Here is a 14456-nt window from a genome sequence, read left to right as displayed (position 1 = left end):
ATTGATGCGCGCCAACTCGTCTGATCCACAAGACACCGTCACAGCGACACAACCGATCAAGGCCGAGCGTCTGCGCTGGCTGGATCTGGTCAGCAAGTACCGTCAGCCCATCGGCCTGGCGGTCACTCTGCTGTTGTTCGCTATCGCGCTGATTGCCTGTCGTCATCTGCTGAGCGAACTCGATCTGTACGCTTTGCATGACTCGATCCTGGAAGTACCGAAGCCGGCATTGCTCGGCGCATTGGGTGCAACCGTGGTCGGCTTCATCATTCTGCTGGGGTACGAATGGTCGGCCAGCCGCTACGCAGGCGTGACACTCGCGCCGCGCATCCTGGCACTGGGCGGTTTCACTGCGTTTGCCATCGGCAACGCCATCGGTCTTTCGATGCTCTCGGGGGGCTCGGTCCGCTACCGTTTATATGCACGTCATGGTCTGGGGGCTTCGGAAGTCGCTCACATGACGCTGTTCGCCAGCCTCTCGCTTGGCTGCGCCCTGCCACCGCTGGCCGCCCTGGCAACCTTAAGCAACCTGCCTGCCGCCTCGGCTGCCCTGGGGCTGTCCGAAGGTTTGCTGGGCGCAGTTGCCGCGGCCGTTCTGCTGCTCTTCAGCGTATTGGCCATCGGCATCTACCGCCGTCGCCTTCCGGAACAGCCTTCCAAGGACAACTTGCTGGTCAGGGTCGGACGCCGCACCTTGCGCCTCCCCGGCCGCCGCCTGACCTTCCTGCAACTGATCATCACCGCCCTGGACGTGGCCGCCGCCGCGACCGTGCTTTATTTGTTGCTGCCGGAAGCGCCGCCCTTCGGTGCGTTCCTGCTGGTGTACCTGCTGGCCTTGGCCGCCGGTGTGCTCAGCCATGTGCCCGGCGGTGTCGGCGTATTTGAAGCCATCCTGTTGGCCGCTTTCGCCGACACACTCGGCGCCGCCCCACTGGCCGCCGCGCTGCTGCTCTATCGCCTGATCTATGTCGTGTTGCCCCTGCTGGTGGCGTGTGTGTTCCTGCTGATCAACGAAGGCCAGCGTCTGTTTCAGTCGCGCCAGTCCCTGCGGGCCGCTTCCGGTCTGGCGGCGCCGATTCTGGCGGTGCTGGTGTTCCTGTCCGGCGTGGTGCTGCTGTTCTCCGGCGTGACCCCGGAAATCGACACCCGCCTGGAACACATCGGTTTTCTGATTCCGCATCGGCTGGTCGACGCGTCGCACTTCGGCGCGAGCCTGATCGGCGTGCTGTGCCTGCTGCTGGCTCAAGGTCTGCGTCGTCGGCTGTCCGCCGCGTGGATGCTGACCACGATTCTATTGCTGGTCGGCGCCCTGCTCTCTCTGCTCAAGGGTTTTGACTGGGAAGAAGCCTGCCTGATGACCCTGACGGCGAGCCTGCTGGGGGTTTTCCGGCGTTCGTTCTATCGCCCGAGCCGCCTCACTGAATTGCCGTTCTCGCCGCTCTATCTGGTTTCCAGCCTGTGCGTGCTTGGCGCGTCGATCTGGTTGCTGCTGTTTGCCTATCAAGACGTGCCGTACAGCCATCAACTCTGGTGGCAGTTCACCCTTGATGCCGATGCCCCACGCGGCCTGCGCTCATTGTTGGGCGCCGCCGTTCTGCTGGTGGTCGTGTCCCTGACCTGGCTGCTGCGCACCGCGCGCCCGGTGATTCACTTGCCGACGCCTGAGGAGCTGGATCGCGCGGTAAAGATTCTCATGGCCTCTGCGCAACCGGACGGTGGCCTGGCCCTGACCGGTGACAAGGCGTTGCTGTTTCACCCCAACGACGAAGCGTTCCTGATGTACGCCCGCCGTGGCCGCAGCCTGGTGGCCTTGTACGACCCGATTGGCCCGACCCAGCAACGGGCGGAAATGATCTGGCAGTTCCGCGACCTCTGCGACATCCACCACGCCCGCCCCGTGTTCTATCAAGTCCGAGCCGAGAACCTGCCGTACTACATGGACATCGGCCTGACCGCGATCAAGCTCGGCGAAGAAGCCCGGGTCGATCTGCAGCGCTTTGATCTCGAAGCCAAGGGCAAAGAGATGAAAGACCTGCGCTACACCTGGAACCGCGGCACCCGCGATGGCCTGTCGCTGGAGATCTTTGAGCCGGGCCATGCGCCGATGGATGAGCTCAAGGTGATTTCGGATGCCTGGCTGACCGGCAAGAACGTGCGCGAGAAAGGCTTCTCGCTCGGCCGCTTCAGCGACGACTACATCAAGCATTTTCGCGTGGCGGTGATTCGTTTCGAAGGACGCCCGGTGGCGTTTGCCAACCTGCTCGAGACTTACGGCCATGACTTGGCCAGCCTCGATCTGATGCGCGCGCACCCGGACGCCCCCAAGCTGACCATGGAGTTCATGATGGTCGGCCTGATTCAACATTATAAAAATCATGGATACGCGCGCTTCAGCCTGGGCATGGTGCCGCTGTCGGGGTTGCAACCCCGGCGTGGCGCACCGCTGACCCAGCGTCTGGGCTCGATGGTTTTCCGCCGTGGTGAGCAGCTCTACAACTTCCAAGGCTTGCGCCGCTTCAAAGACAAGTTCCAGCCTGACTGGGAACCCCGTTATATGGCCGTGCCCGCCGGACTCGATCCGCTGGTTGCCCTGGCCGATACTGCTGCCCTGATTGCGGGCGGCTTGACTGGATTGGTGAAACGCTGATGATTCAACGCTCCTTGCGGTACGTACTGGGCACGCTGGTCGTGCTGGCCCTGATTCTCGGTGGCGGTTACTGGTACCTGAAACGCCCGGCACCCGAACCGACCCTTGAACTGCTGACACCGGCCGATGGTGCGGCGATGACCCGCGTCATCCCCGGCAACACGCCGCGCGCCCAGGTGCTGGTGGCGGTCAACGAAGACCAGAAACTCAGCGACAAACAATTGATGACCCTGAGCCGCACCGGCTCGGCGCAGATTGTCCAGGTGATCCTGCCGAAAGACTGCCTGCTGCAAAGCCGCGCCCTGCAATCGGGCCTGCGCGAACTCAAAGGTCCAGCGACCCTGGTCAGCGGTATCGGCCCTGGCGCCGTGCTGGCGTGGCGCTGGTTGTCCGAGCAAAAGGACGAAAAGGCTCAAGCTGTCTCCGTCGACCTGGCCCTGGAAAAACCCGGCTGCACCCACCTGCTGCCGAAAAGCGCCGCTCACGGTCATTGGCTGGTGGCCTGGAACGACAACCCGGACGACACCAGCGCCGGCTTCGTGCGTGACCAAGCCAACGCCGAAACCAGCATCAGCGACTACGACATCAACCTGCCGCAAGTGCTGAACAACGAACTGCGCAAGCTCCTCGTCGGTGGCGACAAAGCCGCTGGCGGTCTGCAGATCCCGGTGGTCGAAGTCCCGGCCGGCCAGGCCAAAGACACCGTGACCCTGTTCCTGTCCGGTGACGGCGGCTGGCGCGACCTGGACCGCGACGTCGCAGGCGAGATGGCCAAGATCGGCTACCCGGTGGTCGGCATCGACACCCTGCGCTACTACTGGCAGCACAAGAGCCCGGAGCAAAGCGCCCTTGACCTCGCCGAGCTGATGCAACACTACCGGCAGAAATGGGGCACCAAGCGCTTCATCCTGACCGGTTACTCGTTCGGCGCCGACGTCCTGCCGGCGATCTACAACCGCCTGGAGCCCGCGGAACAGCAACGCGTCGACGCAATCATCCTGCTGGCCTTCGCCCGCACCGGCAGCTTCGAGATAGAAGTCGAAGGCTGGCTCGGCAACGCCGGCAAAGAAGCCGCCACCGGCCCGGAAATGGCCAAGCTGCCACCGGAAAAAGTGGTGTGCATCTACGGTGAAGAGGAAGTCGACGAAAGCGGCTGCACCGACAAGACCGCCGTGGGCGAAGCGATGAAACTGCCCGGCGGCCACCACTTCGACGAGAACTACCCGGCGCTGGCAAAGCGCTTGGTGGACATCATCGAGAAGCGCCAGGCCAAGGACGAGACGGTTCAGGAGTGATCTGAGGCCTGCCTACAAGAAGCCCCCGCAGCCGTTTGGTTGCGGGGGCTTTTTTACATGTACAAACATGAAGCGCTTCCAGCTAGCCGGACGCTATGTCGAATTCGACTCAGATTTCATTTACCCAAAAAGTTTTTCTTCTTGGGCGTGCAGGCTTGCCATCTTGAACAAAAGAAAAATGTCTTGACTCTTCATCAAGCTAGAAACTCCAAGTGTCCACATTCCATAAAACGTGGACACTTTTTTCATTGGAAATATCGAACCGTCAAGACCGCTCGATAGCTCCTGACCTCGCGACCGGCCCGGACAAAGATCGAATCTGAAGAAAAGCTGGCTGAAAGCAAGTAACACCGCCGCTCCCCTGTGGGAGCGAGCCTGCTCGCGATGGCGCACTGAGATTCGCTAATGGTGTTGCCTGACAGACCGCTATCGCGAGCAGGCTCACTCCCACAGGGATGGTCAGTGGCTTCAAAATCACCGGGCACAAAAAAGCCCCCACCACCTTCACGGCAACGGGAGCTTCCTACTTATAGGCGACGCTCTGCGGCGTCATAAACCTCTTCGTCACGTCGGGCCCCGACTGCGACGATCAATACCTGAATGGCCTTGCCGTCGACTCGATATACAATCCGCGTGTCGCCTGTCCGGATCCGTCTGCAGCCTGCAAGACTGGCTCTTAGGGGCTTGCCGCTCTTGTCCGGCTCACCATTGATAATCCGCTCTTCGATAACATCAAGAATGCGGTTCGCCGCTACAGCTCCCAGCAGATCCAGATCCTTCTGAACCTCCGGATGATAGATAACGCCCCAAACCATCCACAGCTCCTTTAGTCTTTCTTGGCGTACCGCGCCCGCATATCGTCGTGGCTGACAGCCTTGGCTTGATCAAAACCGATCAGTCGCTCTCGAGCCGCAGCTTCAACTCGAAGGTCCTCAAGCTCGTCGAGCATTTCCTGATACGCATCGACATTGATAATGACCGCTGCGGGTTGGTTGTCTTTGAAAATGACCAGTCGTTCGGTGGCTCGGCTGGAAATCTCCTTTAGCCTCGCACTAAATCCCCTGACCATCGCCGTCACCGAAATCGCTTGGTCAGCACGCTCTAGTAATGCCGTCATACTCACCTCTCTACCTGCTAGTGCAAATTTGAACACACAGTTCTGCGTAGAGTATTGCGTCGAATTCAACATACCGCAAGCTGCAAAAAAAACGTGAAACTGCCTACCTGCGCTTTTCTTGCTCACTGAGCGTGTTTAGTTTTGTTTACTTATGGTGTCGCAATATCGGATGACGCCCGCGGACCTTGTAGGCAAACTCCGAATCTCGCGTTTGGGCACTTTGCCGCCTTGTTGCGTTTTTCTTCGACGGGATACTCTCCGGACGTCGCTGACCTTTCAGCGATCGGGCTTGGAAACCCGTCGAACCAAAGCGCACCAGCGCCCTTCGTGGCCGCAGTAGCTTTACGACTGCGATCCTGAGTTATGGCGGCTGTGCGTGGGACGCCCTCGGGCGTGCCGGTTCCTTGGTTCCCGGTTTTCCAACCTGCGTACAGTCGCCACCTATTCGATTGGAAACGAACGTGGCGACTCCTCGAACCCTGGAGAAAGACCATGACTAAAATTGATGCTTCCGCGATTTCAGAATTAAAACCATAGGCTTCACCCCACTCATCTACTGCCCGGATCAGGCGTTGTTCAACGTCCGCGCCGGCGTCCCCATCATTGCTGCATTATCACAAGCCTCCGACCTGCTGTTCCTCGCCAAATCATTTTCCGAGGATGCCGCCTACGCAAAAGACACCGACCGTCATGCCTGGGCTGCTCACTATCTGACGGCGATGGGTAAGGCGGTGATTGATGATGTGGTGAAGGTGCTGACGCCGCGACCGGCCCGGACGAAAACCGAATCTGAAGAAGAGCTTCCCGAAAGCCAGTAACACGGCAGATCCCCTGTGGGAGCGAGCCTGCTCGCGATGGCGGACTGACATCCACCATTGTTGTCGACTGACAGACCGCTATCGCGAGCAGGCTCGCTCCCACAGGGATTGTCAGTGAACCCGGATCATCGGGCACAAAAAAGCCCCCGCTGCCGCACTGGCAACGGGGGCTTTTTGATGGGGCTTACATCTCTACCTGGGTACCCAACTCAATCACCCGGTTCAGCGGCAGATTGAAGAAGCGCAAATTGCCGTTGGCATTCTTCAACATGAAGGCAAACAGCGCCTCGCGCCAACGCGCCATGCCTTCTAGTTTGGAGGCGATCACCGTCTCGCGGCTGAGGAAGTAGGTGGTGCGCATCGGACTGAAGTCGAGGTCATCGAGATGACACAACTTGAGCGCTTGCGGCACGTCCGGCTCATCGACGAAGCCGAAGTGCAGGATCACGCGGAAGAACCCTTCACCGTGGGATTCAACCTCGAAGCGCCGTGTCGGCGGCACGCGCGGGATGTCTTCGTAGACCACGGTCAGCAGCACCACTTGCTCGTGCAATACCTGGTTATGCAGCAGGTTGTGCAACAGCGCGTGAGGCACGGCGTCCGGGCGCGCGGTGAGGAACACTGCGGTGCCCTGGACGCGATGCGGCGGTTGCACGGCGATGCTGCTGATGAAAATCGGCAGCGGCAGCCCGCCCTCGTCCATGCGCTCCACCAGCAGCTGCTTGCCGCGCTTCCAGGTGGTCATCAGCACAAACAACGCGATACCGGCGATCACCGGGAACGCCCCGCCCTGAATGATTTTCGGCACGTTGGCCGCGAAATACAGACCGTCCACCAACAGGAAACCGAGCAACAGCGGCACCGCGAGGATCGGAGGCCATTTCCACAGCAGCAATATCACCGCCGACACCAGGATGGTGGTCATCAACATGGTCCCGGTCACGGCCACACCGTAGGCCGAGGCCAGGGCGCCGGAGGACTCGAAGCCGATCACCAGCAGAATCACGCCGACCATCAGCGACCAGTTCACCGCGCCAATATAGATCTGGCCTTGCTCGGCACTGGACGTGTGCTGGATGTGCATGCGCGGAATGTAACCGAGCTGGATCGCCTGACGGGTCAGGGAGAACGCGCCGGAGATCACCGCTTGCGAGGCGATCACCGTGGCCAGGGTCGACAAACCCACCAACGGGATCAATGCCCAGCTCGGCGCCAACAGATAGAACGGGTTGCGAGCGGCTTCCGGATCACCGAGCAGCAAGGCACCCTGACCGAAGTAGTTCAGCACCAGCGCCGGCAGCACCAGGATGAACCATGCGCGGGCAATCGGCTTGCGACCGAAGTGGCCCATGTCGGCGTACAGTGCTTCGGCACCGGTCAGTGCCAGCACCACCGCGCCGAGAATCGCCACGCCCATGCCCGGGTGAACAATGAAGAAGCGCACGCCCCAGACCGGGTTCATCGCTTGCAACACTTCGGGATGCTGCAGGATGCCGTAGACACCAAGCGCGCCCAGCACCACAAACCAGGTCACCATGATCGGCCCGAACAGGATGCCGATGCGCGCGGTACCGTGGCTCTGGATCAGGAACAGCGCCACCAGCACGACCAGCGACAACGGCACTACCCAATGGTCGATGCCATCGAATGCCAGTCCAAGGCCTTCAATCGCTGAAAGCACGGAAATCGCCGGGGTGATCATGCTGTCGCCGTAGAACAGCGCCGCGCCGATCAGCCCGCAGACCACCAGCAACCCTCGCAATTTGCGATGCCCCGCCGCCGCCCGCCTGGCCAGCGCGGTCAAGGCCATGATCCCGCCCTCGCCCTGGTTGTCGGCGCGCAACACGAACATCATGTACTTGATCGAGACGACCCAGATCAGCGACCAGAAGATCAGCGCCAGGATACCCAGCACGCCGTCATGGTTGACCGGTACGCCGTAGCCCCCGGAAAACACCTCTTTGAGGGTGTACAGCGGGCTCGTGCCGATATCGCCATAAACCACCCCGACCGCCGCGACCAGCATGCCGATCGGCTTCGCCGCCGAATGTTCGGCACCCGCTGCCTGACTACTTGCCTGACCCATCCACCACTCCTACTACCCAGACCGGACTTCTTTGAAAGAAGCGCTATGCTTTGCCACGCAGCATGCGCTGTTTTACATGACGTTACAGACGTTTCATTGACTGTAAAGAATAGGTAAAGCGTAACGGCGCGAAGCATAGCGCAGCACTCGTCGTATTTCCCTGCATAAAGCTGGTCAAGTGCGCCTCTCATCGCTAGAATTGCGCACTTTTTGATCAGAGGCACGCCAAGTGCCCGCTTGTCGCCTTGCCGTCTTCGGCTGGAGGCGTCACAAATACCGAGGTTAGACATGTCCACCACTCCTGCGCCGGCCAATCCAAAGGTTGGCTTCGTATCCCTGGGTTGCCCCAAAGCACTGGTCGACTCCGAGCGCATCCTTACCCAGCTGCGTATGGAAGGTTATGACGTTGTGTCCACCTACCAGGACGCCGATGTCGTGGTGGTCAACACCTGCGGTTTCATCGACTCGGCCAAGGCTGAATCTTTGGAAGTGATCGGCGAAGCCATCAAGGAAAACGGCAAGGTCATCGTGACCGGCTGCATGGGCGTCGAAGAAGGCAACATTCGCAAGATTCACCCGAGCGTGCTGGCCGTGACCGGTCCGCAGCAATACGAGCAAGTGGTCAACGCCGTGCATGACGCCGTGCCGCCGCGTCAGGATCACAACCCGCTGATTGACCTGGTGCCGCCGCAAGGCATCAAGCTGACCCCGCGCCACTACGCGTACCTGAAGATTTCCGAAGGCTGCAACCACAGCTGCAGCTTCTGCATCATCCCGTCGATGCGCGGCAAACTGGTCAGCCGTCCGGTCGGTGACGTGCTCGACGAAGCCCAGCGCCTGGTCAAGGCCGGCGTCAAAGAGCTGTTGGTGATCTCGCAAGACACCAGCGCCTACGGCGTCGACGTGAAATACCGCACCGGTTTCTGGAACGGCGCGCCGGTGAAAACCCGCATGACCGAACTCTGCGAAGCCCTGAGCACCCTCGGCGTCTGGGTTCGTCTGCATTACGTTTACCCGTACCCGCACGTCGACGAGCTGATCCCGCTGATGGCCGCCGGGAAAATCCTGCCGTACCTGGACATCCCGTTTCAGCACGCCAGCCCGAAAGTCCTGAAGTCCATGAAACGCCCGGCCTTCGAAGACAAAACCCTGGCGCGGATCAAGAACTGGCGCGAAATCTGCCCGGACCTGATCATCCGCTCGACCTTCATCGTCGGCTTCCCGGGCGAAACCGAAGAAGACTTCCAGTACCTGTTGAACTGGCTGACCGAAGCCCAGCTCGACCGCGTCGGCTGCTTCCAGTACTCGCCGGTGGATGGCGCTCCGGCCAACGATATGGACCTGGAAGTCGTTCCGGACGACGTCAAGCAAGACCGTTGGGACCGCTTCATGGCGCATCAACAAGCCATCAGCTCGGCCCGTCTGCAAATGCGCGTCGGCCGTGAAATCGAAGTGCTGGTCGATGAAGTCGACGAGCAAGGCGCCGTTGGCCGCTGCTTCTTCGATGCCCCGGAAATCGACGGCAACGTGTTCATCGACAACGGCAGCAACCTGAAGCCGGGCGACAAGGTCTGGTGCAAAGTGACCGACGCCGACGAATACGACCTGTGGGCTGAACAGATCTAAACGCAAAAAATACGAAAAGCCCTGCTCTCTTGACGAGATGTGGGGCTTTTTTACGTCTATCGTTTTGTGAGGAAAGGATTCTCGACACTCACAGGAAAAGGGGCATCCGGCCATGCGCCAACATTCGGTTATCCACACGCCGAAACACAGCGATTACGAAGAACTCACGCGAGTCTGGGAAGCCTCGGTGCGCGCCACCCACGACTTTCTGCCGGACAGCTACATTGAATTGCTGAAGAATCTGGTGCTGACCCGCTACCTCGACGCGGTAATGCTGATCTGCACCAAGGACTCGCGCCAACGCATCACCGGGTTTGCCGGGGTGGCAGCGGGCAAGATCGAAATGCTCTTCATCGACCCGGCCCACCGTGGCCAGGGTTTGGGCAAGCAGTTGCTGCGCTATGCCATGGAGCATTTGAACGCCGACGAGCTGGACGTCAACGAGCAGAACCCGCAGGCGCTGGGGTTCTACTTCAAGCAAGGGTTCGAGGTGATTGGGCGTTCGGAGGTCGATGGCATGGGGCAGCCGTATCCGTTGCTGCATATGCGCTTGCGCCAAAACCAGCAGCGTTCACAACATGCCTGACACCATAGAACCCCTGTGGGAGCTGGCCTGCCAGCGATTGCATCACCTCGGTGTATCTGACAAACCGTAGCGTCTGCATCGCTGGCAGGCCAGCTCCCACAGGAAATTCAGCCGTACTGAAATGGAGCCGGGATTAACCGGCGCCACGCAGGTACAATGCCCACCCCTTTTTTGTTACGGCCCTGTCATGACTGACCCGATTCGTCTCTCCAAACGCCTCATCGAACTCGTCGGCTGTTCCCGTCGGGAGGCTGAGCTGTTCATCGAGGGCGGCTGGGTCACCGTGGACGGCGAAGTCATCGACGAGCCGCAATTCAAGGTCGACACCCAGAAAGTCGAGCTCGATCCAGAGGCCAAGGCCACTGCACCGGAGCCGGTGACCATCCTGCTGAACGTGCCAGTGGGCATGGACGCGGAAACGGCGATGGCGACCATCAGCGCCGAGACCCTGAGCGAAGAACACCGCTTCAGCAAACGCCCGCTCAAGGGCCACTTCCTGCGCCTGACCGCCAGCACCGACTTGCAGGCCAATGCCAGCGGTCTGCTGGTGTTCACCCAGGACTGGAAGATCTTGCGCAAACTGACCGCTGACTCCGCCAAGATCGAGCAAGAGTATGTCGTCGAAGTCGAAGGCGACATGGTGGCTCACGGCCTCAACCGCCTGAACCACGGCCTGACGTACAAAGGTAAGGAATTGCCGCCGGTCAAGGCCAGCTGGCAGAACGAGAACCGCCTGCGTTTTGCGATGAAGAACCCGCAACCGGGCGTGATCGCCCTGTTTTGCCAGGCCGTCGGCCTGAAGGTCGTCGCCATCCGCCGCATCCGCATCGGCGGCGTGTCCATCGGCAAAGTGCCGTTGGGGCAATGGCGCTACCTGTCCGGCAAAGAGAAGTTCTAAGACTTTTCATGCCGCCACACATTTCGGCGCCGCTGTTTATGCGGCGCCCACTGCTGAATATCAGGATTGCACACCATGATTCATAACGACGTACTGCGCAGCGTGCGCTACATGCTCGACATCAGCGACAAGAAAGTCATCGAGATCATCAAGCTCGGCGGCATGGACGTGACCCTGGAAGACCTGGTGACGTACCTCGACAAAAAAGAGGAAGACGAGGAAGGTTTCGTACGCTGCCCGGACGAAGTCATGGCGCATTTCCTCGACGGCCTAGTGACCTTCAAGCGCGGCAAGGACGAAAGCCGTCCGCCGCAGCCGATCGAAGTGCCGGTGACCAACAACATCATCCTGAAAAAACTGCGTGTGGCCTTCGAACTGAAGGAAGACGACATGCACGCGATCCTCAAGGCGTCCGAGTTCCCGGTGTCCAAGCCTGAGCTGAGCGCGCTGTTCCGCAAGTTCGGCCACACCAACTATCGCCCGTGCGGCGACCAGCTGCTGCGCAACTTCCTCAAAGGCCTGACCCTGCGCGTTCGTCCGCAGTAAGCCCGCCACGCGCCCTGTAGGAGCCGGCTTGCTGGCGAAGGCGATCTTGAGAACGCCATCGCCAGCAAGCCGGCTCCTACAAGAGCGGTCGCAGGCCATTCTGTATAGATGTTCATTCCTCGCAAAAATAGTGGCTCCGCTTCTGGCGGCTGACGACTAGGGTGTATTGACCCTCAGCTCTCAGGACTCGCCATGCACCCGTACTTTTCCCTGCAAGGCCGCACCGCTCTGGTGACCGGCGGCACCCGTGGTATCGGCAAAATGATCGCCAAGGCTTATGTCGAGGCCGGCGCCACCGTGTACGTCTGCGCGCGGGATGCCGAAGCCTGTCAGCAAACGGCTGATGAACTGAGCACCTTCGGGACTTGCCACGGTGTGGCGGCCAACCTGGCCAATGAAGAAGGCGTGTTGCAACTGGCTACGTGGCTGGGCGAACAGATTCCTCAACTGGACATTCTGGTGAACAACGCCGGCACCACGTGGGGCGCTCCGCTGGAAAGCTACCCGGTCAAGGGCTGGGAGAAGGTCATGCAGCTCAACGTGACCTCGGTGTTCAACTGCATCCAGCAGTTTTTGCCACTGCTGCGCAAGGCCGGCTCAGAAGCCAATCCGGCGCGGATCATCAACATCGGTTCGGTGGCGGGGATTTCTTCCTTTGGCGAACAGGCGTATGCCTACGGGCCGAGCAAGGCCGCCCTGCATCAACTGTCGCGGATTCTCGCGCGGGAGCTGGTGAGCCAGCACATCAATGTCAACGTGATTGCGCCGGGACGGTTCCCTAGCAAGATGACCCAGCACATTGGTAATGATGAGCAGGCGCTGGCCGAAGATACGGCGTTGATTCCGATGAAACGCTGGGGGCGCGAGGAAGAGATGGCGGCGTTGGCGATCAGTCTGGCGAGTACGGCCGGGGCTTATATGACCGGGAATATTATTCCGTTGGATGGTGGGTTTAGTCTCTAGATCGGCGGTGCGGCCATCGCGAGCAGGCTCACTCCCACAGGGGACCTGCGTGACTACACATTCTGCGACCACAGAGGTTCAAGTGTGGGAGTGAGCCTGCTCGCGATGACGGACTGACAGGCACCACCGATTCTGGGGCGGCCCGGGTTATCATGCCCGACCAAACTCCCGCCCCGACCCCAAACCATGACCTACACCGTTTCCCCCATCGGCTTCGTACGCTCCTGCTTCAAGGAGAAGTTCGCCATCCCGCGCCAGCCGCAACTGGCCCCGGCCGCGCGTGGCGTGCTGGAACTGGTGGCGCCGTTCGATCAGGGCGATGCAGTGCAAGGGCTGGAACAGGTGAGCCACGTCTGGCTGCTGTTCCTGTTTCATCAGGCACTGGAAGAAAAACCACGCCTGAAGGTCCGCCCTCCGCGCCTGGGCGGCAACAAATCCATGGGGGTGTTCGCCACCCGCGCGACGCATCGGCCCAATGGCATCGGCCAATCGGTGGTGAAGCTGGACAAGGTCGAGGCTAATCGGTTGTGGATTTCAGGAATCGACCTGCTCGACGGCACGCCGATTCTCGACATCAAACCCTACGTGCCTTACGCGGACATCATCGACACGGCCTCCAATAGCATCGCCAGCGCCGCGCCGCTGCTGATTCCCGTGCAGTGGACGGATTCAGCGCTGCAACAGGCTCATGGCCATGCTCAGCGCCTTGGCGAGCCTTTGGTCGAGCTGATCGAGCAATGCCTGGCGCAAGATCCACGCCCGGCGTACCAGACTCCTACACCTGAGCGGGAATATGGTGCGCAGTTCTGGGACCTGGATGTGCGCTGGCATTACCCCGAGGCGGGCGTAATCCGCGTTCTGGAAGTCATTCCGGCAAAAGCTTGAACCCCAGAAACCACTGTGGGAGAAACCACTGTGGGAGCGAGCCTGCTCGCGATAGCGGTGTGTCAGTCGACCGTTACGCTGACTGATAGACCGCTATCGCGAGCAGGCTCGCTCCCACAGGGAAAGCAAAGCCTTCAGGCGTTGTGCTTACTTCTCGACGAACGCACGCTCGATCAGGTAGTCACCCGGCTCGCGCATCCGCGGCGAAACTTTCAGGCCGAAGCTGTTCAACACTTCGCTGGTCTCGTCGAGCATGCTCGGGCTGCCGCACAACATGGCGCGGTCATCCTGCGGGTTGATCGGTGGCAGACCGATGTCGCTGAACAGTTTGCCGCTACGCATCAGGTCGGTCAGGCGACCTTCGTTCTCGAACGGCTCGCGGGTCACGGTCGGGTAGTAGATCAATTTGTCACGCAGCGCCTCGCCGAAGAACTCGTTCTGCGGCAGGTGCTCGGTGATGAACTCGCGGTAAGCGACTTCGTTGACGTAACGTACGCCGTGGCACAGGATCACTTTTTCGAAACGCTCGTAGGTTTCCGGGTCCTGGATGACGCTCATGAACGGCGCCAGGCCGGTACCGGTGCTGAGCAGGTATAAATGCTTGCCAGGCTTCAAGTCATCCAGCACCAGGGTGCCGGTAGGCTTTTTGCTGATGATGATTTCGTCGCCTTCCTTCAGATGCTGCAGCTGGGAAGTCAGCGGGCCATCAGGCACCTTGATGCTGAAGAACTCGAGATGCTCTTCCCAGTTCGGACTGGCAATCGAGTAAGCGCGCATGAGCGGCCGGCCGTTGGGCTGTTGCAGGCCGATCATCACGAACTGACCGTTCTCGAAGCGCAGGCCCGGGTCGCGGGTGCACTTGAAGCTGAACAGAGTGTCGTTCCAGTGATGAACACTGAGGACACGCTCGTGGTTCATGTTGCTCATGTACGTGGGACTCCTGGAGATTTTGCCTGCGACGCTGATGTGCGCAATTGCATCGCATTCTA

At 60.3% G+C, this 14456-nt stretch carries 12 protein-coding genes and 2 pseudogenes; 9 read left to right on the top strand and 5 right to left on the bottom strand.

What is annotated here, in order from left to right; genetic code table 11:
* Positions 1-4: 4 nt before the first annotated feature.
* Together mprF and ACA070_RS05890 are read left to right on the top strand one after the other, a co-directional pair.
* On the top strand, positions 5-2647 hold the full coding sequence (gene mprF, locus ACA070_RS05895) for a bifunctional lysylphosphatidylglycerol flippase/synthetase MprF (protein WP_497450395.1): 2643 nt from the start codon (positions 5-7) through the stop codon (positions 2645-2647).
* Complete coding sequence (locus ACA070_RS05890) at positions 2647-3942, top strand: virulence factor family protein (RefSeq protein WP_497450394.1); 1296 nt, start codon at positions 2647-2649, stop codon at positions 3940-3942. Before mprF ends, ACA070_RS05890 begins: the two co-directional genes overlap by 1 nt.
* Positions 3943-4065: 123 nt before the next feature.
* Here the strand turns inward: ACA070_RS05890 and ACA070_RS05885 are convergent.
* From ACA070_RS05885 to ACA070_RS05875, 3 genes and pseudogenes are all read right to left on the bottom strand, one after another.
* A pseudogene (locus ACA070_RS05885) lies at positions 4066-4164 on the bottom strand (MarR family transcriptional regulator); the annotation flags it as partial.
* A 305-nt stretch (positions 4165-4469) separates the two neighbouring features.
* Positions 4470-4757, bottom strand: coding sequence for a type II toxin-antitoxin system RelE family toxin (locus ACA070_RS05880; RefSeq protein ID WP_038979200.1), 288 nt, complete (start codon positions 4755-4757; stop codon positions 4470-4472).
* Positions 4758-4768: 11 nt separating this feature from the next.
* A complete protein-coding gene (locus ACA070_RS05875) occupies positions 4769-5059 on the bottom strand; it encodes a Phd-YefM (RefSeq protein ID WP_027925020.1) in 291 nt (96 codons plus the stop codon).
* Positions 5060-5551: 492 nt separating this feature from the next.
* On the opposite strand from ACA070_RS05875, the pseudogene ACA070_RS05870 reads away from it, so the two are divergent.
* Positions 5552-5877: pseudogene (locus ACA070_RS05870) on the top strand (DUF3077 domain-containing protein).
* A gap of 184 nt (positions 5878-6061) precedes the next feature.
* Here ACA070_RS05870 and ACA070_RS05865 read toward each other — a convergent pair.
* Positions 6062-7963 (bottom strand): potassium transporter Kup, encoded by a 1902-nt coding sequence (locus tag ACA070_RS05865; RefSeq protein ID WP_497450393.1) that lies wholly within the window; start codon positions 7961-7963, stop codon positions 6062-6064.
* Between the two features lie 288 nt (positions 7964-8251).
* Between ACA070_RS05865 and rimO the strand changes: the two genes are divergently transcribed.
* The 6 genes from rimO (at position 8252) to tsaA (ending at position 13467) form a co-directional block, all read left to right on the top strand.
* On the top strand, positions 8252-9589 hold the full coding sequence (gene rimO / locus ACA070_RS05860) for a 30S ribosomal protein S12 methylthiotransferase RimO (protein WP_131059214.1): 1338 nt from the start codon (positions 8252-8254) through the stop codon (positions 9587-9589).
* 112 nt (positions 9590-9701) lie between these two features.
* Positions 9702-10175: a GNAT family N-acetyltransferase gene (locus tag ACA070_RS05855; protein ID WP_497450392.1), complete on the top strand. Its 474-nt coding sequence runs from the start codon at positions 9702-9704 to the stop codon at positions 10173-10175.
* Positions 10176-10362: 187 nt separating this feature from the next.
* Positions 10363-11073: an rRNA pseudouridine synthase gene (locus tag ACA070_RS05850; protein WP_010462687.1), complete on the top strand. Its 711-nt coding sequence runs from the start codon at positions 10363-10365 to the stop codon at positions 11071-11073.
* A gap of 75 nt (positions 11074-11148) precedes the next feature.
* The gene (locus ACA070_RS05845) at positions 11149-11619 is read left to right on the top strand and encodes a YehS family protein (RefSeq protein ID WP_056739223.1); all 471 of its coding nucleotides are present in this window, start codon (positions 11149-11151) and stop codon (positions 11617-11619) included.
* A gap of 192 nt (positions 11620-11811) precedes the next feature.
* Positions 11812-12582, top strand: coding sequence for an SDR family oxidoreductase (locus ACA070_RS05840; protein ID WP_497450391.1), 771 nt, complete (start codon positions 11812-11814; stop codon positions 12580-12582).
* A 186-nt stretch (positions 12583-12768) separates the two neighbouring features.
* Positions 12769-13467 carry a tRNA (N6-threonylcarbamoyladenosine(37)-N6)-methyltransferase TrmO gene (gene tsaA, locus ACA070_RS05835; protein WP_497450390.1) on the top strand — a complete coding sequence of 233 codons (699 nt, stop codon included), beginning with the start codon at positions 12769-12771 and terminating at the stop codon, positions 13465-13467.
* Positions 13468-13614: 147 nt separating this feature from the next.
* On the opposite strand, the gene fpr is transcribed toward tsaA, so the two are convergent.
* The gene (fpr, locus tag ACA070_RS05830) at positions 13615-14394 is read right to left on the bottom strand and encodes a ferredoxin-NADP reductase (protein WP_003443014.1); all 780 of its coding nucleotides are present in this window, start codon (positions 14392-14394) and stop codon (positions 13615-13617) included.
* Positions 14395-14456: the final 62 nt, after the last annotated feature.

The organism is Pseudomonas sp. LBUM1678, from assembly GCF_059695575.1.
The sequence above is the reverse complement of the archived record's forward strand: the minus strand, read 5'-3'. Positions and strand labels throughout refer to the sequence as shown.